This window comes from Mycobacterium sp. PSTR-4-N (assembly GCF_022348085.1).
Taxonomy (GTDB): domain Bacteria; phylum Actinomycetota; class Actinomycetes; order Mycobacteriales; family Mycobacteriaceae; genus Mycobacterium.
Genome location: NZ_JAKRFN010000025.1, coordinates 44,194 through 66,243, shown reverse-complemented (window position 1 = coordinate 66,243; position 22,050 = coordinate 44,194). Strand labels below are relative to the sequence as shown.

Here is a 22,050-nt window from a genome sequence, read left to right as displayed (position 1 = left end):
GCCTCGGCCGATTCCGCGGCCTCGCCGGCGGGGCCTACGATGGGGTCATCATGACCGTAGCGGGGCTTCACCATGTCCACACCCCGATTGCGGGCCTCGTCGAGCTGGCACTGCGCGACCCCTCTCTGCAGGACGTCACGCGCCGCGCCGCCGACCGGCCCGCTGATCTCGATCTCGTCGGCCCGGCCAGCGCGCGCCTGTTCGTCGCCGCCGCACTTGCCCAGGCCGGCCCCGTGCTGGCCGTCACCGCGACCGGACGGGAAGCCGACGATCTGACCGCCGAGCTCACAGGCGTGTTCGGCGATGCGGTCGCGATGTTCCCGTCGTGGGAGACACTGCCGCACGAGCGGCTCTCACCCGGCGTCGACACCGTCGGCGCCCGGATGATGGTGCTGCGCCGGCTCACCCATCCCGACGACGAGCGGCTCGGTCCGCCGCTGCGGGTTCTGGTGACGACGGCCCGTTCGCTGCTGCAGCCGATGGCGCCCGACCTGGCCGCCGTCGAGCCCGTGACGTTGACCGTCGGTGAGGACTCCGACTTCGACGGCACCGTCGCGCGGTTGGTCGACCTGGCCTACACCCGCGTGGACATGGTCGCCAAGCGCGGCGAGTTCGCCGTGCGCGGCGGCATCCTCGACCTGTTCCCGCCGACGGCCGAGCACCCCGTGCGCATCGAGTTCTGGGGCGACGAGGTCTCGGAGATGCGCATGTTCGCCGTGGCCGATCAGCGCTCCATTCCCGAGATCGATGTCTCCACGGTGATCGCCGTGCCGTGCCGGGAGGTGCTGCTGACGGCGGAGGTGCGTGAGCGGGCCGCGGCGCTGTCCGCCGAGCATCCGGTCATGGAGAACGGTGTGCCGGGCAGCGTGCCCGACATGCTGGCCAAGCTCTCCGAGGGAATCCCCGTCGACGGCATGGAGGCGCTGCTGCCGCTGCTGAAGCCGGTCGGTCTGGTGACGCTGCCCTCGCTGCTGCCCGCGGGCACGCCGCTGCTGATCTGCGATCCGGAAAAGGTGCGCAGCCGCGCCGCCGATCTGATCAAGACGGGGCGCGAGTTCCTGGAGGCGTCGTGGTCGACGGCCGCCGTGGGCGGTGACGCGCCGATCGACGTGGAGGCGCTGGGCGCGTCGGGTTTCGTCCCGTTCGACGAGAGCCGTGACGCAGCGCGCGCGGCCGGGCACCCGTGGTGGACGTTGAGCCAGCTCGACAGCGGCGCCGACGAGCCGGTACGCCTCGACATCCGGCCGGCGCCGTCCGCGCGGGGCCAACAGCACAACGTCAGCGAGATCTTCGCGATGCTGCGCGCCCACGTCGCCACGGGCGGATACGGCGTCGTCGTCACGCCGGGCACCGGCACCTGCATGCGGGTGGTCGAGCAGCTCGGCGAGGCCGATACGGCCGCAACGATTCTCGAGCCCGGCGCGGTGCCGCGCGAAGGCGTCGTCGGGGTGATGAAGGGTCCGCTGCACGACGGTGTCGTGATGCCGGGCGCGAACCTGGTGGTGATCACCGAAGCCGACCTGACGGGCAACCGGGTCGCGGCCACCGAGGGCAAGAAGCTGGCGGCCAAGCGGCGCAACGTCGTCGACCCGCTGGCGCTGACCGCAGGTGACCTGGTGGTGCACGATCAGCACGGCATCGGCCGGTTCGTCGAGATGACCGAGCGGGTGGTGGGCGGCGCCCGGCGCGAATACCTGGTGCTCGAGTATGCCTCGGCCAAACGCGGTGGCGGGTCGGACCGGCTCTACGTGCCGATGGATTCGCTCGATCAGTTGTCGCGCTACGTCGGCGGCGAGGCGCCCACGCTGTCCAAACTCGGCGGCAGCGACTGGGCGAACACGAAAACCAAAGCGCGCCGGGCGGTTCGGGAGATCGCGGCCGAGCTGGTGACGCTGTACGCCAAGCGGCAGGCCTCGCCCGGTCACGCGTTCGCGCCGGACACCCCGTGGCAGCTCGAGATGGAAGACGCGTTCGGTTTCACCGAGACGATGGATCAGCTGACCGCGATCACCGAGGTGAAGTCGGACATGGAGAAGCCCGTCCCGATGGACCGGGTGATCTGCGGCGACGTCGGCTACGGCAAGACCGAGATCGCCGTGCGCGCGGCCTTCAAAGCGGTGCAGGACGGTAAGCAGGTCGCGGTCCTGGTGCCGACGACGCTGCTGGCCGATCAGCACCTGCAGACGTTCAGCGCACGCATGGCGGGCTTCCCTGTCACGGTGAAAGGCTTGTCGCGCTTCACCTCCGGCTCGGAATCCAAGGCCGTGATGGAGGGGATGAAGGACGGCTCGGTCGACATCGTGATCGGCACCCACCGACTGCTGCAGACCGGCGTGACGTGGAAGGACCTCGGCCTCGTCATCGTCGACGAGGAGCAGCGCTTCGGTGTCGAGCACAAGGAGCACATCAAGTCGATGCGCACCCACGTCGACGTGCTGACCATGAGCGCGACGCCGATTCCGCGCACGTTGGAGATGAGCCTGGCCGGCATCCGCGAGATGTCGACGATCCTGACCCCGCCTGAGGAACGCTACCCGGTGCTGACCTATGTCGGCCCGCACGACGACAAGCAGGTCGCCGCGGCGCTGCGCCGCGAGATGTTGCGTGACGGGCAGGCGTTCTACATCCACAACCGGGTGCGCTCGATCGATCAGGCCGCCGCGCGGGTGCGGCAGATGGTGCCCGAGGCGCGGGTGGTGGTCGCCCACGGGCAGATGCCCGAGGAGCAGCTCGAGAAGACGGTCGAGGGGTTCTGGAACCGCGAGTTCGACATCCTGGTGTGCACGACGATCGTCGAGACGGGCCTGGACATCTCGAATGCCAACACGTTGATCGTCGAGCGGGCGGACACGTTCGGCCTGTCGCAGCTGCACCAGTTGCGCGGCCGTGTCGGGCGTTCCCGCGAGCGTGGCTACGCGTACTTCCTCTATCCGCCGGAGGTTCCGCTGACCGAGACGGCCTACGACCGGCTCGCGACGATCGCGCAGAACAACGATCTCGGTGCGGGCATGGCGGTCGCGATGAAGGATCTCGAGATTCGCGGCGCGGGCAACGTGCTGGGTGCCGAGCAGTCCGGCCATGTCGCGGGCGTGGGGTTCGACCTGTACGTGCGGCTCGTGGGCGAGGCCGTCGAGGCCTATCGCGCGGCGGCGGACGGGAAAACCGTTCTCGCACCGGAAGAGCCGAAGGAAGTTCGGATCGACCTGCCTGTCGACGCGCACCTGCCGCCGGACTACATCGGCAGTGACCGGCTGCGGCTCGAGGCGTATCGCCGGCTGGCCGCTGCCGCCGACGATGGGGCGGTCGACTCGGTGATCGAGGAACTCGTCGACCGGTACGGCCCGCTGCCCGAGCCGGCTCATCTGCTGGTCGCGGTGGCCCGGCTGCGGCTGCTGGCGCGGGCCTTCGGGGTGACCGAGGTCGGGGCGCCGTCGGGGTCGACGGTGCGTATCGCGCCGCTGACGCTGCCGGATTCGGCGCAGTTGCGGCTCAAGCGGCTCTATTCCGGCGCCAATTACCGGGCCACCACGTCGACGGTGCAGGTGCCTATTCCGCGGGCCGGCAGTGGGGTGGGGGCGCCGCGCATCCGGGATCTCGAGCTGATCGCGTTCGTGGCAGGGTTGCTCGTGGCGATCGCGGGGGATGGGCAGGCCCCGGTCGACATCGCGAAGTTCGGAGGTGGCGCATGACGGTCGTCCTGGTGGATCCGCGCCGCCCGTCGCTGGTGCCGATCGAGGCCATCGACCTCCTGGCGGGCGACGTCCAGTACACCGAGGAGATGCCGGTCAAGGTGCCGTGGTCGCTGCCCTCGGCGCGGCCCGCCTACAGCGGGGAGCCGGCGCCGACGCTGCTGTCGTCGGACCCCGAGCACCCGTCGGTCGCCGCGCGGATCGCCGCCGGGGAGCGGGTGATCGCCGCGCCGGACCCGCAGCCCGGTGAGCACCTGGTCGACGCGGTCGCGATGATGGACAAGCTGCGCACCGCCGGGCCGTGGGAAAGCGAGCAGACGCATGACTCGCTGCGGCGTTATCTTCTCGAAGAGACCTACGAGCTGTTCGACGCGGTGCACGGCGGTGACCTGACCGAGCTGCGTGACGAGCTCGGAGATGTGTTGCTGCAGGTCCTTTTCCACGCGCGCATCGCCGAGGATGCCCCGACCGATGCGTTCGGCATCGACGACGTCGCTGATGCGCTGGTGCGCAAGCTCGGCAACCGGGTGCCCGCGGTGCTGGCCGGCGAATCGATCTCGCTGGAGGATCAGCTGGCGCAGTGGGAGGCGCGCAAGGCGCTGGAGAAATCCACGCGCGAGTCCATCATGGACGACATTCCGACCGCACAGCCTGCATTGGCGCTCGCGCAGAAGGTGCTCGCCCGCGCCGAAGCGGCCGGCTTCCCCGCAGAGCTGGTGCCCGACGCGCTCACCTGGATCACCGTGAGCCCCGAGTTCGACGCCGAGAACGCCTTGCGCACAGCGGTTCTGGAGTTCATGGAGGATGTGCGAGTCGCTGAGCGGGCAGCCGTGGCCGCCCGGCGCGGAGACGACGTGGCTGAGGAGCTCGACGACAGCCCGCGCGGGGTGATCAGTGCCGACGAGTGGCGTGCCCATTGGCCGCATGAGGTGTTCGACGAGCCCGAGCCCGAGGACGCCCAAACCGACGAACGGGCGCAAGAAGTCGAGTAGATCTCGCCATATCGTCGAGTTCGATCACGCTCTCGCAGTGGCCACCAGGTGTTCGCTCGTCGCCCACAGGTCCAGCGCCTTGGCCGTGTCGTAGGAGTCCGCCGACGACCGGATCGGACGCGCGCCCTCGTAATAGGTTCCGGTGATGCCGTCGTAGCGCGCATCGTGCACCAGGGCCGCCAGTCGCCTGCCCGACGTCGTGGTGCTGTTGACGTTGGGTAGGACGCGAAGAACTGGAAAGATATAGCGCCACAACAACTTCTGTGCAGGCGAGTACTCCCGCGCCAATCCCGATCCCGGCATCAAGCCGGGGTCGAACGCCGTCACGGTGACCCCGCGCGCGCCTTCGCCGAGCCTGCGATCGAGTTCGTAGGCGAACAGCATGTTGCACAGTTTCGACGTGGTGTACCGGCGACGCCCGTCCTTGTCGCCGGGGCTCCCCGGCCGTGCCAGCTCCGCGGCGCTGGTGTAGAGCGGATGGGGCATGCCGCCGGTGAACTTCGTCGGATCGTGAGTCCCGCTACTGACGACCACGATGCGCGCGGGCGCGACGAGCTGGTCGAGAAGGCCTGTGACGAGCGCGAAGTGGCCGAGATGGTTGACCCCGAATGTCATCTCCACTCCGTCGGCTGTGGTCTGACTGACGTCGACCACCTGCAGGCCGGCGTTGCAGACGATGGCATGAAGCGGGGGCACGTCGGCGTGGGTGAACGCATCGACGAACCCGTCGACCGATCGCAGCGACGCGAGGTCGCAGGGCAGCACGGTGCAACGATCGGGCGCGCCGAGCTCGTCGACAGCGGCCGCTCCGCGTGCGGGGTCGCGCACCGCGAGTACCACATGCCAGGTCGGGTCCTCGGCGAGGACGGCGCGGGCACATTCGAGGCCGAGCCCCGCGCTGGCGCCGGTGATGACGACGGATCGTGATGTCATGTCTCCTCCAAGAGAATGGGAATGAGGGCCTGCACGGCCTGGATCATGCGGACGTACATCCGGTCGACGTCCGTCGTCTCGTGTTCGAGGTGGTCGGCGAAGAACACCCCGTCGGATACCGCGGTGGCGAACGCGGCGAGTTCGTCGACGACGCGCTCGGCGCGCTCAGGCGCGACGCCGGCCGGGATCATCGGCGCGATCGCCTCGCGGAAGCCGGCGATGGCGGTGTCGCGCACCCTGCGGATGGCTGCGCCGACCGCGGGGTCGGTGTGTCGCTCGAGTGACAGCATGTAGGTCAGCCGCAGGAAATCCGGATGCTGCGCAAGGAGTTTCGCCGCCTCGGCGCGCCGCGTCTCGATGTCGGGATCGTCCGTCAAACCCGGTTCACGCCGCGGCAGCTGCGCGAAGAAGCGATCGGCGCCGCGTTCCATGACGGCGGCCAGCACGCCCTCTTTGGAGCCGAAGTGCCAGTAGATGGAACTGGCGGGGAGTCCGCATTCTTTGCGGATGTGGCTGATCGACGTCGCCGCGTAGCCCTGCGTGGACATCAACCGTTCAGTGGCGTCGAGGATCTGTTCTCGGGAGTTGTCTCCCTGCTGCTGACGTTTGCTCTTGGTCGGTGCCACGTCGCCACTCCTCTGTAAGGATCGTTACAGACAGAGTAGCGGCGACAACACGGCCGTGCAACGGGCAACCTCGTGCCGAGATCGACGAAATGGCGGCGTGGTCTCGCGATTGTTCGCCCGTGTGTCGGTTTGGGCGAAAAGGTGGGGTGCGCGATCAGCGCTACTCGAACAGCGTCGAGCCCCAGAACGTCGAGGTGTCGCCCTCGCGGATTCCCGGCGGGCATGCGAACACCGCGGAGCTGGTCGGCGTGACGTATTCGTTCATCGCGTCGTTGCGCGAGATCGCGTTCTGCATCGGCACGAACTGCTTGACCGGGTCGCGCACGAACGCAATGAAGAACAGCCCCGCGTCGAGGTGGCCGAACCCGTCGGAGCCGTCGGTGAAGTTGTAGCCGCGGCGCAGGATCTCGATGCCGCCGAGGTTCTCCTTCGACGCGAGACGCACGTGCGCCTGCTCGTCGATCAGCGGCTTGTCCTTCTTGTCCGTCAGCGAGAAGTTCAGCTCGTCGAACTCGTCGTTGAGCCCCATCGGGGCGCCGCTGCCCTTCTGCCTGCCGATGACGCGCTCCTGCTCGAGCAGCGTGGTGCGGTCCCATTGCTCGATCCGCATCCGGATCCGCCGCGCCACCAGGTAGCTGCCGCCGGTCAACCACGAGGGCCCGTCCCCGTCGCCGACCCAGACGAACTGGTTCAGCTTGTCGGTCTCGTCGGAGCGCAAGTTGGCTGTTCCGTCCTTGAAACCGAACAGGTTTCGCGGGGTGGACTGATCGCGGGTGGTCGACGAGGTCCGGCCGAACCCGAGCTGCGAATAGCGCACCGCGACGGTGCCGAAGCCGATGCGGGCCAGGTTGCGGATCGCGTGGACGGCGACCTGCGGGTCGTTCGCACAGGCCTGCACGACGATGTCGCCGCCGCTGCGCGCCGGATCGATCTTCTCGTTCGGGAACTTCGGCAGGTCCACCAGCTGCGCCGGCTTCTTGTCCGCGATGCGGAACCGGTCGACACCGTCTTTGACGAAGAACGACGGTCCGAACCCGATCGTCAGCGTGAGCTGTGACGGGGGCAGGCCGAGCGCTTCACCGGTGTCGGTCGGTGGGGAGTACGGATTCTGGCCCGTGGCACCGTTTTTGAACGCCTCCTCGCCCTGCGTCATCCGCTCGGCCATCTCGGTCCAGTCGGCCAGCATCTTGATGACGTCGTCGCGGCTGTTCGTCGTCACGTCGAACGTCGCGAAGTGCATGCGGTCCTGCGCCTCGGTGATGATCCCCGCCTGGTGCTCACCGCGGAAGGGCACTGCGGTGTCCAGGTGACCAGCGGGCTGGGCCGCCGAGGCCCGGCCGGCCAGCGCACCCGCGCCGGCCGCACCGACCACCGCGGCGCCGACCCCGGCCGCGCCGAACAGCTTGCGCCTGCTCAGCCCCTGGCGCGTCGAATCGTTCGGGGCCACCGGATCATTGGGGTGCGATGACACCTTGCACCTGGCTCACCTCTTTGCTCAGCGCGTCGATCGCCCGGGACAGCTCCTGGCGCTGCGGTTCGGTCACGGTGTCGTAGCTGACGAAACCGTCGCCCTTGCGGTACTGCTCGAGCATCTTCTCCACATCGGCGAACCGCTCGTCCACACGCTTGCCCAGATCAGGGTTGCGCTCGTCGAGGATCGGCCGCACCGACGCGACCGCCGTCTGCGAACCCTGCAGGTTGGCGTTGAAGTCCCACAGGTCGGTGTGGCTGAAGATGTCCTCTTCGCCGCTGATCTTGCTGGTGGCGATCTCGTCGAGCAGGCCCTGCGCGCCGCCGGCGATCTGGGTCGAATCGATCGTGTAGTCGGGCGCCTTCACGCCGGCGTCGAGTTCTTTGACGTCGGCGACGAGCTGGTCGGCGATGGCGTTGGTGTCGGGCTGCAGGCCGCTGACCCACAGGTCCTTCTCCAGGCGGTGGAAGCCGGTCCACTTCTGTCCGGGCTCGAGGTCGGCTTCGCGCAGATCGATGCGGGGGTCGAGGTCGTTGGGGAACGACTCGGCGACGGGTTCGATGCGTTCGTAGTACGTCCGCGCGACCGGGTACTGCGCCTTGGCCGCCTCGATGTCGCCCGCCTTGATCGCGGCGACGAACGATTCGACCGCCGGTATCAGCGCGTCGGTCTGGCTGTTGACGTAGCGCTTGTAGCTGTCGGCGGCCTCTTTGAACTTGCCTTCGGTGTCGATCTCGACGGCGTCGCCGGTGACGGTGTAGTCGGTGCGGATGCCGTCGCCGATCATGCCGGGCTTGCAGGCCGTCTGATAAGTGCCCGGCTGGGTGAGCTGCACGATCAGCTTGCGCTGGAGGCCGGGGGAGATGTTCTCCACCTCGCCCATCACCCGCTCGCCTTCGCCGTAGACGTAGAACTCGGTGACCTTGTTGCCGTTGTTGGTGACGACGAAGGTGTTGGCGCCGGTCGTGCCCTCGGTGCCGGACAGCTCACAGGAGCTGTCGGAGGCGTCGACGGTGATCTGGGCCGGCGCGTCGGTGCCTTCGGCGGCGTTGGCCGGCTCCTCTTTGGCCTGGCAGCCACTCAGCGCCAGTGCGGCGACGGCCGTACCGAGAACGGCGACAGACGAGGAGACCTTCACGTGGTGGACCTTTCGGGGTCGGGGAGTGGGGATGTCGGGGCCGAGCGTGTCGCTGCCGGGGTGGGACGCAGGAACAGCACCAGGATCACGACGAGGTAGGCGAGCCAACCGCACAGCTGCAGCACCGTCGGGGTGGGGGTGACGTTGAAGACGCCCTGCACCACTTCGCCGTACCAGGCGGACCAGTTGAACCACGCGGTGATGTCGAACGCTTTGGTGCCCAGGCCGGGCAGCCAGCCGACGGTCTGCAGTGCGCCGATGCCGTAGGACAGGATTCCGGCGGCGACGACGATCAGGAACACACCGGTGTAGGTGAAGAACTTCGCGAGGTTGATGCTCAGGGCCCCGCGGTACATGCCGTAGGCGATGGCGCCGGCGATCAGCACGCCGACGATCAACCCGACCAGCGGCCAGTTCGTCGAAGCTTCGGCGTATCCGACCATGAACAGCGCGGTCTCGACGCCTTCGCGACCGACTGCGAAGAAGGCGAGCAATGCGACGGCCAGCGGCCCCGTTTCCAGTGCTTGGGCCATGTCGTTGCGCAGCTCACCGGACATGCCCGCGGCCGCGCGACGCATCCAGAGCACCATCGTGGTGACGATGACGACCGCGATCACTGACGCCACGCCGGCGATGGCTTCGGCGGCCAGACCGGTGATCGTGTTCTCGCCGAACTGGATGACCAGGAACACGGTCACCGTCATCGCAATCGCGGCGCCCACCCCCAGCCACACCCATTTGAGTGCGTCGCGCCGGTCCGATTTGACCAGGAAGGCCACCAGGATCGACACGACGATCGCGGCTTCGAGGCCTTCCCGCAGCCCGATCAGTCCGCTACCGAACAGTTGGGAGGTGACGTTGGGCGAGGCCGCCAACGTGGCCGAGTGCATGGTGACCGTCAGATCGGTGCTCATGCTCATCGCGTAGTCCTCGTCGGTATTCAGTGTTGGCTTGCCAAACATAGGTTCGGCTCACCTTGGTTGGTGATGCGCTCACTGAATGTACACCGCCTGTGTCGGGCCCGGGATGGGTCTTAAGTCCCCGGGCGCGTGGCAGCATGGCTAGGACGAGATTGGCGTTAGGGAGTCCGGTGACACGGGTGCGGTGGCTGCGAACGGTGGCCGTGATCGGCGCGACGGCGCTGCTCCTCGGCGCCAGCTGTTCGTGGCACCTCGGCAACCCGATTCCCGAGGGTGTGCCGCCGCCACCTGGGGATCCGGTGCCGCAGATCGACACCTACGCCAAAGGCCGGCCGGCGGATGCGCTGCACGACTGGGCGGCTGCCCGCGCCCCCGCGCTCGGCATTCCGGTGACCGCGCTGGAGGCTTATGCCTATGCAGCGCGGGTGGCCGACGTGGAGAATCCCGACTGCCATCTGAAGTGGACCACGTTGGCGGGCATCGGGCAGGTGGAAAGTCACCACGGCACGTATCGCGGTGCGGTGATCAGCCCCGACGGGGATGTCGAGCCGCCGATCCGCGGGGTGCTGCTCGACGGCACCGGAGGCAACCTGGAGATCCTCGACCACGATTCGGTCAGCCACGATCCGGCCACCGAGAACAGGGGCGACGAGCCGTTCGCCCGCGCGATGGGGCCGATGCAGTTCATCCCCGAGACGTGGCGGCTCTATGGCGTCGACGCCAACAACGACGGCAAGATCAGCGCCGACAACATCGACGACGCGGCCCTCTCGGCCGCGGGCTACCTGTGTTGGAGTGGCAAGGACCTGGCCACCCCGCGTGGCTGGATGGGCGCGCTGCACGCCTACAACCACTCGGATCAGTACGCGCGGACGGTCCGCGACTGGGCGACTGCGTACGCCGAAGGACACCCGCTGTAAGACCCTCTAGGCTCAGTGCTGATCGTCACGCCCGGAATGACCCCGGATCTAGCAAGGAGGCAGTAGTGCCCATCATCGAGCAGGTCGGAGCCCGCGAGATCCTCGATTCCCGGGGCAACCCGACAGTCGAGGTGGAGGTGGGCCTGCTGGACGGCACGGTCGCCCGCGCCGCCGTCCCCTCAGGTGCCTCCACCGGTGAGCACGAGGCCGTGGAGCTGCGTGACGGCGGGTCGCGCTACCTCGGCAAAGGCGTGCAGAAGGCGGTCGAGGCGGTGCTCGACGAGATCGGCCCCGCGGTGATCGGGCTCGGTGCTGACGAGCAGCGCCTCGTCGACCAGGCGCTCGTCGATCTGGACGGCACCCCGGACAAGTCCCGGCTGGGCGCGAACGCGATCCTCGGCGTCTCGCTGGCGGTGGCCAAGGCCGCCGCGGACAGTGCCGCGCTGCCGCTGTTCCGCTACGTCGGCGGCCCGAACGCGCACATCCTGCCGGTGCCCATGATGAACATCATCAACGGCGGCGCGCACGCCGACACGGGCGTCGATGTCCAGGAATTCATGATCGCCCCGATCGGCGCCGCGAGCTTCAAGGAGGCGCTGCGCTGGGGTGCGGAGGTGTACCACGCGCTCAAGTCGGTGCTCAAGAAGCAGGGGCTCGCAACCGGTCTGGGTGACGAGGGCGGGTTCGCCCCGGATCTGCCCGGCACGACGGCGGCGCTGGATCTGATCGGCACCGCCATCGAGGCCGCGGGCCTGAAGGTCGGCAGCGACGTCGCCCTCGCGCTCGACGTGGCGGCCACCGAGTTCTACACCGAGGGCACCGGTTACGCGTTCGAGAAGCAAACCCGCACCGCCGAGCAGATGGCCGCGTTCTACGAAGAGCTGATGGGGTCCTACCCGTTGGTGTCCATCGAGGATCCGCTGTCGGAGGACGACTGGGACGGCTGGGTCACGCTGACCACTGCGATCGGTGACCGGGTGCAGATCGTCGGCGACGATCTCTTCGTCACCAATCCCGAACGGCTCGAGGACGGCATCGAGCGGGGCGCCGCCAACGCGCTGCTGGTCAAGGTGAATCAGATCGGCACGTTGACCGAGACGCTGGACGCGGTCTCGCTGGCGCACAACGCCGGCTACAAGACGATGATGAGCCACCGCAGCGGCGAGACCGAGGACACCACGATCGCCGATCTCGCGGTGGCCGTCGGGAGCGGGCAGATCAAGACCGGCGCCCCGGCCCGCAGCGAGCGCGTCGCCAAGTACAACCAGCTGCTGCGCATCGAAGAAGAGCTCGGCGACGCGGCGCGTTACGCCGGCGACCTGGCCTTCCCGCGATTCGAAGGCGGAGCGAAATAGCCTGTGCCCGAAGCGAAGCGGCCCGACCCTCGGCGGCGCACGTCCCGGCCCGCCGGGCCGGGTAAGCCTGGGCGGGCCAAGCCCGGGGTCACCTCGGGCCGTCGTGAGCGCAGCGCACCAGAACCACGGGTGGCCGACGGGTCCGACGGCACACCTCCCGCTGAGGTCGAGCAGACCGCCCCGGGCACGTCGATCCGTGCGTCGATCGCTGCATCCATGCAGGCGTCGGCCGATCAACGGTTCGGCTCGACGGCGCGGCGCGCCGCGATCCTGGCAGCAGTGATCTGCGTGCTGACGTTGACCATCGCCGGGCCCGTGCGCACGTACTTCAGCCAGCGCACCGAGATGAAGCAGTTGCAGGCCTCGGAGTCCCAACTGCGGGATCAGATCGCCGATCTGGAGTCGCAGAAGGCGAAGCTGGCTGATCCGGTGTTCATCGCCGCGCAGGCGCGTGAGCGGCTGGGCTTCGTGATGCCGGGGGAGATCCCATATCAGGTGCAGCTCCCGGCCGGGGCCACGCAAGCAGGCCAGGCCCCGCAGGGTGCGGGGCCGGTCGCAGGTTCCGATCCCTGGTACACGGCGCTGTGGCACACGATCGCCGATGCACCGCATGGCATCACGCCGACGGCTCCGCCCGTGCCGCCGCCGCCTGCTCCTGCCCCGCCCGCCCCACCGCCGGCGCCCGGTGGTTGAGCCGACGGATCTGGAGATGGTCGCGCGGCAGTTGGGCCGTGAGCCGCGCGGTGTTCTCGAGATCGCCTACCGCTGCCCCGACGGGGATCCCGCCGTGGTGAAGACCGCGCCGAAGCTGCCCGACGGCACCCCGTTCCCGACGCTGTACTACCTGACGCATCCGGCGTTGACGGCGGCGGCGAGCCGGTTGGAATCGTCGGGGTTGATGCGGGAGATGACCCAGCGGCTGGCGGAGGATCCCGCGTTGGCTGCGGCGTATCGGCGCGCGCACGAGTCGTATCTGGCCGAGCGCGACGCGATCGAGCCGCTGGGCACGACGTTCTCGGGAGGCGGCATGCCGGACCGGGTGAAGTGCCTGCACGTGGTGATCGCCCACTCGCTGGCCAAGGGCCCCGGCGTCAACCCGTTCGGTGACGAGGCGTTGGCGCTGCTCGCGGCCGAGCCAGAGATGGCCGGCATTCTCGATTCGGAGGTGTGGACATGAGCGCGAGGGTGGCCGCGGTGGACTGCGGAACCAACTCGATTCGCCTGCTGATCGCCGACGTCGCGGGCGGGCGGCTCACCGATGTGCATCGCGAGATGCGGATCGTGCGACTGGGGCAGGGCGTGGACGCCACCGGCGAGTTCGCGCCCGAGGCGTTGGCCCGGACCCGGGCCGCACTCGAGGCCTACGCCGCGTTGATGCGCGATCACGAGGTGTCGGCGGTGCGGATGGTGGCGACGTCAGCGGCGCGCGACGCCGGCAATCGGGACGAGTTCTTCGCGATGACGTCGGATGTGCTCGGTGCGGTGGTGCCGGGGGCGGTGGCCGAGGTGATCACCGGCGAGCAGGAGGCGCGGCTGTCCTTCCTCGGTGCGGTCGGCGAATTGGATTCCGCGGCAGCACCGTTCGTGGTGGTCGATCTCGGTGGCGGCTCGACCGAGGTGGTGCTCGGCTCCGACGATGTGGAGGCCGCGTACTCGGCGGACATCGGGTGTGTGCGGTTGACCGAACGGTGCCTGCACTCCGATCCGCCGACTCCCGACGAGATCGACGCGGCGCGGGCAGTGGTCCGCGAGGCGCTCGACACCGTGCTCGCGCAGGTGCCGGTGCAGCAGGCCAGGACGTGGGTCGGCGTTGCGGGGACGATGACCACGCTGGCGGCGCTGGCGCGGAAGATGACCACCTACGACTCGGACGCGATCCACCTGTCCTCCGTGAGTTTCGACGACCTTCTCCCCGTCTGTACCGACCTGCTGGCGATGACGCGGGCCCAGCGTGCGGTGTTGGGCCCGATGCACGAGGGCCGGGTCGACGTGATCGGCGGCGGCGCGCTGATCGTGACGGAGCTGGCTGCGGTGCTCGGCGAGCGTGCCGGCATCGACCGGTTGCTGGTCAGCGAGCACGACATCCTCGACGGGATCGCGCTGTCGATCGCCTGACGGCGTGGCTCAGTGGCTGGCGGCGCGGCGAACCCGCGAGCGTCGCTTGGTGGGGTCGTGCTGGCCGGCGAGCGTGACCGCCAGCAGCACCATCACCGCCCCGATGCCGGCGTGCAGCCAGTTGTCTGCGCCGTTGAGCGGGATGACGTGGGCGTTGCTGCCGTGTTCGACGAAAATCCCGTAGAGCCACAGGCTCAGATAGATGAGTCCGCCGCCGAGCAGGTAGGCGCGCGCGGCGGCGTAGCTGCGTGCGCCCGCGAATCCCGCGACGCCCACCACGATGTGCACGACGTTGAGCAGCACCGAGACCACGAACATGCCGAACAGCAGGGCGCCGGAGTGCTGGCCCGCCCAGCTCAGCCGATCGAGCCCGGAGGTCACACCGGGGACGAAACCGAGGACTCCGATGACCGTCAGCGCGACCGCGACGATCAGCGCTGCGCCCTGCACGGCCATGTATTTCGGGCTGTCCGCCATCCCGTCCTCCTTCAGCGCGTCATATTGACGTGCGTGCCGAAGAGGTACCCCGCCCGCCGCGGGGTTAACACCCCTCAGGGGCGCAGGATCGGCCCGAGCTTGTCCAGGACGGCCGGGTCCTCGATGGTCGACGGCACCGGTTCGTCCCGGCCGGTGGCCAACCCCCGCATGGTCTTGCGCAGGATCTTGCCCGACCGCGTCTTCGGCAGAGCGGGGACCACGTCGACGAGCCGGAACGCGGCGACGGCCCCGATCTCGTCGCGCACCAGTTGGACCAGCTCATCGGCCAGACCGTCGGTGGCGGCGCCGGCTTTGACGACCACCAGTCCGCGCGGCGCCTGCCCCTTGATCTCGTCGGGCACCCCGATGACCGCGCACTCGGCGACGGCGGGGTGGGTCGCCAGCACCTCTTCGATCGCGCCGGTCGACAGCCGGTGCCCGGCGACGTTGATCACGTCGTCGATCCGTCCCATCACGAACAGGTAGCCGTCGGTGTCGAAGTGGCCGCCGTCGCCGGTCAGGTAGTAGCCGGGATATTCGGACAGGTAGGACTGCTGATAGCGCTCATCGGCGTGCCACAGCGTCGGCAGGGTCCCCGGCGGCAGCGGCAGGCGGATGCAGATGGCGCCTTCCTGCTCGGGGTCGCAGTCGCTGCCGTCCTCGCGCAGGATGTGCACGTCGAAGCCCGGCATCGGCACCGTCGGTGATCCCGCTTTGATCGGAAGAGCTTGCGTTCCCATGGGATTCGCCGCGATCGGCCAGCCGGTCTCGGTCTGCCACCAGTGGTCGATCACCGGGACGCCGAGTTTGTCGGCGGCCCAGTGGTAGGTGTCGGGGTCGAGGCGCTCGCCGGCCAGGAACAGGTACTGCAGCGACGAGAGGTCGTATCTGCCCACATGCGTGCCCTCGGGGTCCTCCTTGCGGATGGCGCGGATCGCGGTGGGCGCGGTGAACAGTGCTTTGACGCCGTGCTCGGAGATCACCCGCCAGAACGCGCCCGGGTCGGGGGTGCCGACAGGCTTGCCCTCGTAGAGCATGGTCGTCGCGCCGAGAAGCAGTGGGGCGTAGACGATGTAGGAGTGGCCGACCACCCAGCCCACGTCCGAGGCCGCCCAGAACACGTCGCCGGGGGCGATGTCGTAGATGTGCTTCATGCTCCACAGCAGCGCGACGGCGTGGCCACCGTTGTCGCGCACGATGCCTTTGGGTTTGCCTGTGGTGCCCGAGGTGTAGAGCACGTAGAGCGGATCGGTGGCGGCGACGGGGACCGGGTCGACGGGACTCGCCGCGGCCATCACGTCGGCCCAGTCCAGATCGCGGCCTTCGATGAGCTCGCAGCGATGCCGATCCCGTTGCACCACAACACAATGGCGTGGTGGGTGGCTGGTCATCCCGATCGCGGCGTCGAGCATGGGTTTGTACTCGACGACGCGGGTGGGCTCGATCCCGCAGGACGCCGAGACGATCACCGCCGGTTGCACGTCGTCGATACGGACCGCCAGTTCGTGGGGTGCGAAGCCGCCGAAGACCACCGAGTGCACCGCGCCCAGTCGCGCGCAGGCCAGCATCGCGATGACGGCCTCGGGGATCATCGGCATGTAGATGATCACCCGGTCACCGCGGCCGACGCCGAGATCGCGCAGCGCGCCCGCGAATCGCGCAGTCTCGTCCGTCAATTCGCGATAGGTGTAGGTGCGCTGGGTGTCGGTCACCGCGGAGTCGTAGATCAGCGCGGCCTGCTCACCGCGGCCGGCCTCGACGTGTCGGTCGAGGGCGTTGGCGCAGGTGTTGAGTTCGGCGTCGGGGAACCACCGGTAGAACGGCGGCCGGCTGTCGTCGAGGATGCGCTGAGGCGCGCGGGTCCAGGTGACAGCGGTGGCCGCGTCGGCCCAGAACGCTTCGGGGTCGGAGATGCTGGCGTCGAACAGGTCGCGGTACCCGGGCATATCAGCACCGTAAACCCTCCCCGTTAGTCTCAGGGGCATGACGAACCAACCCCCGCCGATCGGAGGGGTCCGCCGCAGTCACGTGACCGCGCGAGGTGTCCGCTTCCACGTGACCGAGGCCGGACCCGAGGACGGCAGGCCGGTGCTGGCGCTGCACGGCTGGCCTCAACACCACTGGGCGTATCGCGACCTGCTGGCCGATCCGCTGCCCGGGCTGCGGATCATCGCCCCCGACCTACCGGGCTACGGCTGGTCGGGCCCGGCACCGCACAAATGGGCCAAAGAGGACGTGGTCAGTGACCTGGTGGCGCTGATGGACGCAATGGGTCTGGAGCACGTGCTGCTCGTCGGTCACGACTGGGGCGGATTCATCGGCCATCTGCTGGCGCTGCGGGTGCCCGAGCGGATCGACGGCTATCTGGTGCTCAACATCCCGCACCCGTGGATCTCGGCGAAAGCCCTCGCCCCGCACCTGTGGCGGTTCCTGCTCTACCAGCCGTTCGTGGCCACGATCGGAGCGCCGCTGCAACGGCGCACACCGTATCTGGAGCGGGTGATCTTCCGGTCGGCCGCGCCGAATCTCGACCGGCAGACGGCGAAGGTCTACGCCGACGCGTTCCGGGACCCGATGGTCGCCCGCACCGCGCGCGACACCTATCGGACGTTCCTGCTGCGGGAGGCCCGCGAAAGTGCGCGCAACCCCGAGCGGCGGTGGTCGACCGTGCCCACCCGGGCGCTGTTCGCCCGCAAGGATCTCGCGATCCATCCGTCGCTGGCCGCGGCCGAGACCGCCCGCGCCGACGACTACACGCTGGAGCTCGTCGACGGCGGCCACTTCATCCTCGACGAGCAGCCCGAGTTGGTCCGCGCCAGGCTGATCGCGCTCGCCGACGAGATCCCGGCCCGCTGATCCCGTCTGCGACGTGATCCGGGCCTAGTGTCCGGGTTCGCTGGCCACCAAGCCGGCGGCCTGGGCTTCGGCGACGGTGTTCTCCCACGCGCATTCGCCGGCGACGAGCACGGCCAAAGCGATGGCCAGCGCGATTCCTGACACCGTCCAGTACAGAAGCGGCGAGACCGCGCCCGGCGTCGCCATCAGCATCACCGCGAGGCTTGCGGGTAGCGCGAGGACAGCTGCGCACCCGAGCAGCCGGGTGTCGATCGAGCGAGACATGTCTCCACGGTCCGACGAGCGATTAAGAACATGCCCATCGAGAGCTGTGGAAAAGCTATGAGTTCACTGCTCAGCCAGGCGGGGGTTCGTTCGTGAGCGCTTGATAACCGTGAGCGCTGGCCCGCTGCAGGCTGGCCCGCACCAGGCCGACGATCAGCCCTTGCATCGCGCCGGCGATCAACACCGACTTCGTCGAGTAGCTGAGGTCTTTGGGGTCCGGGGGTTCGGGATCGTTCTGTCCGACCCGCTTCCAGATCTGACCGAAGATCTGCCCGGCAAGCAGGCCGCCACCGACACCGGTGGCGACCGACAGCGGGGTGTACAACTTCCTGGACAGCCTGCTCATGGCCCGCTGATTACCCGAGCCCGCCGTTACCAAACTCTGTGCGACGGGAAGGGGCGGATGCGAAGATCGACCCGTGAACGCGCATCCCCTCGACGGCGACGGAGGATGGGACCGGAGCGCCCGGAACGAAACGGAAACCGAACGGCTGGACCGCAATTGGACCAGCCTTCTGCAGGAGCTGCGGGTGGTGCAGACCGGGGTGCAGCTGCTCACCGGGTTCCTGCTGACGCTGCCGTTCCAGCAGCGGTTCACGATGCTGGGCCAGAAGATGCAGGTGGTCTATCTGGCGACGGTGAGCGCGGCGGTGCTCTCCATGGCACTGCTGATCGCCCCGGTCGGCATGCATCGACTGCTGTTCCGACGCCATCGTCTCGGGACGTTGGTCAAGGCAGCGCACCGGTGTGCCTACGCCGGTCTGTTGCTCCTCGGTGTCGCGGTCACCGGGATGACGGTCATCATCTTCGACGCCGTCGCCGGCCTGACCGCGGCGCTGATCGCCGGGCCGGCCGCGCTGGTGGTGTTCGCCTCGTTCTGGGTGGTGCTACCCCTCGCCCTTCGCCGCACGGACCCGTAGTTTCGCCACCCCTTCCCGGGGTACGACGACGCCCTGACAGCCGACGAGCTTCAGGAGGTCCCATGCCAGACGGTGTGATTCCCTATCCCGGCCAGACAGCCGATATGGCCGACAAGCCACGCGACGAGATGGCCGACTACGTCGGCACCGGACTGCTCGAGGGCAAGCGGGCGCTGATCACCGGGGGTGACTCCGGTATCGGACGGGCGGTCGCGGTGGCCTTCGCCAAGGAGGGTGCCGATGTCGCGATCGCCTACCTCGACGAACGCGACGACGCTGCACACACCGTGTCGCTGGTCGAGGCGGCCGGCAGGCGGGCGGTCCATCTGCCCGGTGACCTGGCCGACGCCGCGCACTGCCGGTCCGTGGTCGACGAGACGGTTCAACAGCTCGGCGGACTGGACATCGTCGTCAACAACGTGGCGTTCCAGTCGCCGGTGTCCGATCTGACCGAGATCAGCGACGAGCAATGGCGGCGGACCTTCTCGGTCAACATCGACAGCTTCTTCCACGTCACGAAAGCCGCGCTGGCGCATCTGCCGGACGGGTCGGCGATCATCAACACCGGATCGATCAACGGGCTGCGTGGCAACAAGTCGCTCATCGACTATTCGGCGACCAAGGGCGCGGTGATCGCCCTGACCTACTCGCTGGCCCAGTCGCTCGCCCAGCGCAACATCCGGGTGAATTGCGTTGCGCCCGGGCCGGTGTGGACCCCGCTGATTCCGGCGACGATGCCGGCCGAGAAGACCGAGTCGTTCGGTGAGCACGTGCCGATGGGGCGAGCGGCCCAACCCGACGAGATCGCGCCGTCGTACGTGTTCTTCGCCGCGGGCCGGTTGTCGTCGTACTACAGCGGTGAAGTGCTGGCCCCGATCGGCGGTGAAACCCTTCCTGGCTGAGGCTCCCCCAGTCGGGCCGTTGTTCCGCGGGGGCCCGGCGACAATGCCTCGGCGCACCTGATCATGCATCCATGTCACAGACCGACTGGTTTGCTCCCGGTAGTCCTGTTCTGCAGGTTTGGAAGCGCGCGATGGACAGCATGCTGGCCGGCGACCGCGCCCGGGCGCTGGACTGCTTCACTGAGAACGCACTGTGGTACGACACATTCGTCGGAACACTGCGCGGCTCTACTGCAATCGCCGAGCATATCGGGGGCATGCTCGGGCGGGATTTCGACCGGTCCTCGATCGAGGTCGTCCGAGCTCTCGCCGACGGGGACACCGCAGCTGTCGAATGGACGCAGACGATCCACACCGGAAATCGGTCGGCGACCGTGGAGGGCACCACCTGGGTGACGCTGACGGACGGACGATTGAGCCGGTTGTGGGACTACATCCAGCCGCTGAAGAATCGCAAGCCGTGACGAGGAGCGCGTACGACCTGTTCCTCGCAGTCAAGAACGCGCAGGCGAACGCGGACGTGGCGACCATGCGCCAGTTGTTCGCCACCGACGCGACGATGTACGAGCCCTACGTCAGCGGGACAGTGCACGGTCCGGCGGTGGCCGAATACCTCGGGACCATCTGCGGTACAGAGTTCGCGGCGTTGGAGTACGTGGTCCTCGGCTCGATCGGGGACGGCGACCGGGCGGCGGTGGAGCTCGATGAAGTGGTCACGCTGCTCGACGGTTCCACCGTGGGCTTACGCAACTGCACGATCGTGGAGTGCCGGGACGGGCTGGTCGTGCGGTGGTACGAGTATCTGCAGCCGATGAAGCGCCGAAGCTAGAAGCAGGCAGCGTGCGAAAGCAGCTGTGCACCTTGGGTGTTACGCATCCCCCAGTCGGGTGTGCTTTCACCCATGGCTAGGCATGTGACACTGGCCACATCACAGAATCTGAGTTCCCGCCCGTGTGCACGGTCGATCCGTGTGGCAGCCGGCGGCCGACCCGGATCGAGGAATGAGAGCAATGACCGTAGCTGACCCCCCACATCAGGCGGTATCGACGAGCGCGCACGGTGGTCACCGTCTGCGCGGCGACATGAACACCTTCAAGCTGCTGTTCACCGTGCTGGCCTTCAACGGCCCGATCATCGCGGTCGTCGCATTCCTGCCCGTGGTTATCGGCTACGGCAACGGGCTCGGCGCACCGGTCATGTATCTGGCCGCCGGTGTCATCGTCGCTCTGTTCGCCGTCGGCTTCGTCAAGATGTCGCGCCACGTCGACAATCCTGGCGGCTTCTACTCGTTCGTCACCAAGGGCCTAGGGCGCGAAATGGGCTTGGGGGCTGCGCTGGTGGCCATCCTCGGCTACGCCGTCCTCTACGTCGGGAGCTATCCGCTGGAGGGCACGTTCTTCCAGGCGTTCCTGCGGGACACCCTGGGTGGTCCCGACATCAGCTGGTGGGTGTGGACGCTGGGCATGTTCGTGGTCGTTTCCGTGCTCGGGTACTTCAACCTCGAGTTCTCTGCCCGCACCCTGACGGTCTGCATGTCGCTCGAGGCGGTGATGATCGTTGTTTACAACGCGGCGGTGGTCTTCCGCGGTGGAGCGAACGGGCTGTCGGCCGACTCGTTGCTACCGCACAATGTGTTCTCCGGAGACGTCGGGATCGGCCTGCTGTTCGCGATGCTGTGCTTCACGGGTTTCGAGTCCACGGTGATCTTCCGCGACGAGGTGAAGAATCCCGACACCACGATCCGGCGCGCGTCGTTCGGCTTCATCGCATTCATCGCCACCGGTTACGCATTCTCCTGCTGGGCCATCATCCAGGCTCTAGGCGCCGCCGATGCGGTCGCGGCGACGTCGGCCGATCCCAGCGGCGCCGTCATGGCGACCGTCGAGCAGTTCGCCGGTAAGACCGCCCGCGACATCGTCACCGTGCTGCTGTGCACCAGCGGATTCGCCTCGGCGCTGGCTCTGCACAACGTGCTGTCCCGCTACTTGTTCAACCTCGGCGTCGACGGCATCATCTCGCCGCGGCTCGGCGCAACGCACGCCAAACACGGCTCGCCGCATCGTGCTTCGCTGGTGCTGTCCGGCGTCGTCCTGGTCGCGATGATGCTGCTGATCGTCAACCACGTCGACCCGCTGCTGGTGTACGCGCCGTTCTCCGGCGCCTTCGGCTACGCGTTCGTCTCACTGCTCATTCTCACCACGCTCGCGGTGATCGTGTTCATGCGTCGCGACAAGCCGCACGGGACCACAGTCTGGCACCGGATGGTGGCGCCGGTGCTCGCGCTGCTGGGGCTGGGCGGCACGCTGTTCCTGGCGACCCAGCACATCGAGATGCTGGTGACGGGCGGCCCGTGGGCGATCACCCTGATGTTCGTGTCGTTGGCGGGCGCGCTCGCGCTGGGCGCGTGCTGGGCGATGATCCTCAAGCGCAGGCGCCCTGCCGCTTACGCGCGCATCGGCCGCCAGTAGGCCC

General features: G+C 68.3%; 22 protein-coding genes. 13 read left to right on the top strand and 9 right to left on the bottom strand.

Features of this window, described 5'->3' with window-relative positions:
- Positions 1-50 precede the first annotated feature (50 nt).
- Positions 51-3,689 (top strand): transcription-repair coupling factor, encoded by a 3,639-nt coding sequence (gene mfd / locus MHN84_RS25345; protein ID WP_241207278.1) that lies wholly within the window; start codon positions 51-53, stop codon positions 3,687-3,689.
- On the top strand, positions 3,686-4,681 hold the full coding sequence (locus tag MHN84_RS25340; protein ID WP_241207277.1) for a nucleoside triphosphate pyrophosphohydrolase: 996 nt from the start codon (positions 3,686-3,688) through the stop codon (positions 4,679-4,681). The genes mfd and MHN84_RS25340 overlap by 4 nt, the downstream gene beginning before the upstream one ends.
- Positions 4,682-4,705: 24 nt before the next feature.
- On the opposite strand, the gene MHN84_RS25335 is transcribed toward MHN84_RS25340, so the two are convergent.
- The 5 genes from MHN84_RS25335 to efeU all read right to left on the bottom strand — a co-directional run bounded on the left by MHN84_RS25335 (position 4,706) and on the right by efeU (position 9,769).
- Positions 4,706-5,614, bottom strand: coding sequence for an SDR family NAD(P)-dependent oxidoreductase (locus tag MHN84_RS25335; protein WP_241207276.1), 909 nt, complete (start codon positions 5,612-5,614; stop codon positions 4,706-4,708).
- Complete coding sequence (locus MHN84_RS25330; protein WP_241207275.1) at positions 5,611-6,240, bottom strand: TetR/AcrR family transcriptional regulator; 630 nt, start codon at positions 6,238-6,240, stop codon at positions 5,611-5,613. Before MHN84_RS25330 ends, MHN84_RS25335 begins: the two co-directional genes overlap by 4 nt.
- 160 nt (positions 6,241-6,400) lie before the next feature.
- Positions 6,401-7,711: an iron uptake transporter deferrochelatase/peroxidase subunit gene (gene efeB, locus MHN84_RS25325; RefSeq protein WP_241207274.1), complete on the bottom strand. Its 1,311-nt coding sequence runs from the start codon at positions 7,709-7,711 to the stop codon at positions 6,401-6,403.
- Positions 7,692-8,849, bottom strand: a complete 1,158-nt coding sequence (gene efeO, locus MHN84_RS25320) for an iron uptake system protein EfeO (RefSeq protein ID WP_241207273.1) — start codon at positions 8,847-8,849, stop codon at positions 7,692-7,694. The genes efeB and efeO overlap by 20 nt, the downstream gene beginning before the upstream one ends.
- Positions 8,846-9,769 carry an iron uptake transporter permease EfeU gene (gene efeU, locus MHN84_RS25315; protein WP_241207302.1) on the bottom strand — a complete coding sequence of 308 codons (924 nt, stop codon included), beginning with the start codon at positions 9,767-9,769 and terminating at the stop codon, positions 8,846-8,848. The genes efeO and efeU overlap by 4 nt, the downstream gene beginning before the upstream one ends.
- Positions 9,770-9,939: 170 nt before the next feature.
- On the opposite strand from efeU, the gene MHN84_RS25310 reads away from it, so the two are divergent.
- From MHN84_RS25310 to MHN84_RS25290, 5 genes are all read left to right on the top strand, one after another.
- Complete coding sequence (locus MHN84_RS25310; protein WP_241207272.1) at positions 9,940-10,689, top strand: lytic murein transglycosylase; 750 nt, start codon at positions 9,940-9,942, stop codon at positions 10,687-10,689.
- A 65-nt stretch (positions 10,690-10,754) separates the two neighbouring features.
- Positions 10,755-12,044, top strand: a complete 1,290-nt coding sequence (gene eno / locus MHN84_RS25305; protein ID WP_241207271.1) for a phosphopyruvate hydratase — start codon at positions 10,755-10,757, stop codon at positions 12,042-12,044.
- A 3-nt stretch (positions 12,045-12,047) separates the two neighbouring features.
- A complete protein-coding gene (locus MHN84_RS25300) occupies positions 12,048-12,737 on the top strand; it encodes a septum formation initiator family protein (RefSeq protein ID WP_241207270.1) in 690 nt (229 codons plus the stop codon).
- Entirely contained in the window at positions 12,730-13,221 is a 492-nt protein-coding gene (locus MHN84_RS25295) for a DUF501 domain-containing protein (protein ID WP_241207269.1), read from the top strand. The genes MHN84_RS25300 and MHN84_RS25295 overlap by 8 nt, the downstream gene beginning before the upstream one ends.
- A complete protein-coding gene (locus MHN84_RS25290) occupies positions 13,218-14,159 on the top strand; it encodes a Ppx/GppA family phosphatase (protein WP_241207268.1) in 942 nt (313 codons plus the stop codon). The genes MHN84_RS25295 and MHN84_RS25290 overlap by 4 nt, the downstream gene beginning before the upstream one ends.
- A gap of 9 nt (positions 14,160-14,168) precedes the next feature.
- Here MHN84_RS25290 and MHN84_RS25285 read toward each other — a convergent pair whose 3' ends face one another.
- Together MHN84_RS25285 and MHN84_RS25280 are read right to left on the bottom strand one after the other, a co-directional pair.
- Positions 14,169-14,636, bottom strand: coding sequence for a DUF4383 domain-containing protein (locus MHN84_RS25285; protein ID WP_241207267.1), 468 nt, complete (start codon positions 14,634-14,636; stop codon positions 14,169-14,171).
- A gap of 74 nt (positions 14,637-14,710) precedes the next feature.
- Positions 14,711-16,582, bottom strand: coding sequence for a propionyl-CoA synthetase (locus MHN84_RS25280; protein ID WP_241207266.1), 1,872 nt, complete (start codon positions 16,580-16,582; stop codon positions 14,711-14,713).
- A 37-nt stretch (positions 16,583-16,619) separates the two neighbouring features.
- On the opposite strand from MHN84_RS25280, the gene MHN84_RS25275 reads away from it, so the two are divergent.
- The gene (locus MHN84_RS25275; RefSeq protein WP_241207265.1) at positions 16,620-17,492 is read left to right on the top strand and encodes an alpha/beta fold hydrolase; all 873 of its coding nucleotides are present in this window, start codon (positions 16,620-16,622) and stop codon (positions 17,490-17,492) included.
- Positions 17,493-17,516: 24 nt separating this feature from the next.
- Here the strand turns inward: MHN84_RS25275 and MHN84_RS25270 are convergent, their stop codons facing one another.
- Positions 17,517-17,756, bottom strand: coding sequence for a hypothetical protein (locus MHN84_RS25270; protein WP_241207264.1), 240 nt, complete (start codon positions 17,754-17,756; stop codon positions 17,517-17,519).
- Positions 17,757-17,826: 70 nt separating this feature from the next.
- Positions 17,827-18,102, bottom strand: a complete 276-nt coding sequence (locus MHN84_RS25265; RefSeq protein ID WP_241207263.1) for a DUF4235 domain-containing protein — start codon at positions 18,100-18,102, stop codon at positions 17,827-17,829.
- Positions 18,103-18,175: 73 nt separating this feature from the next.
- On the opposite strand from MHN84_RS25265, the gene MHN84_RS25260 reads away from it, so the two are divergent.
- The 5 genes from MHN84_RS25260 (at position 18,176) to MHN84_RS25240 (ending at position 22,046) form a co-directional block, all read left to right on the top strand.
- Positions 18,176-18,676 (top strand): DUF6328 family protein, encoded by a 501-nt coding sequence (locus tag MHN84_RS25260; RefSeq protein WP_241207262.1) that lies wholly within the window; start codon positions 18,176-18,178, stop codon positions 18,674-18,676.
- Between the two features lie 62 nt (positions 18,677-18,738).
- Positions 18,739-19,578 (top strand): SDR family oxidoreductase, encoded by an 840-nt coding sequence (locus MHN84_RS25255; protein ID WP_241207261.1) that lies wholly within the window; start codon positions 18,739-18,741, stop codon positions 19,576-19,578.
- Positions 19,579-19,649: 71 nt separating this feature from the next.
- Positions 19,650-20,042, top strand: coding sequence for a nuclear transport factor 2 family protein (locus MHN84_RS25250; RefSeq protein WP_241207260.1), 393 nt, complete (start codon positions 19,650-19,652; stop codon positions 20,040-20,042).
- Complete coding sequence (locus MHN84_RS25245; protein ID WP_241207259.1) at positions 20,039-20,407, top strand: nuclear transport factor 2 family protein; 369 nt, start codon at positions 20,039-20,041, stop codon at positions 20,405-20,407. The genes MHN84_RS25250 and MHN84_RS25245 overlap by 4 nt, the downstream gene beginning before the upstream one ends.
- Before the next feature lie 181 nt (positions 20,408-20,588).
- A complete protein-coding gene (locus MHN84_RS25240) occupies positions 20,589-22,046 on the top strand; it encodes an APC family permease (RefSeq protein ID WP_241207258.1) in 1,458 nt (485 codons plus the stop codon).
- Positions 22,047-22,050: the final 4 nt, after the last annotated feature.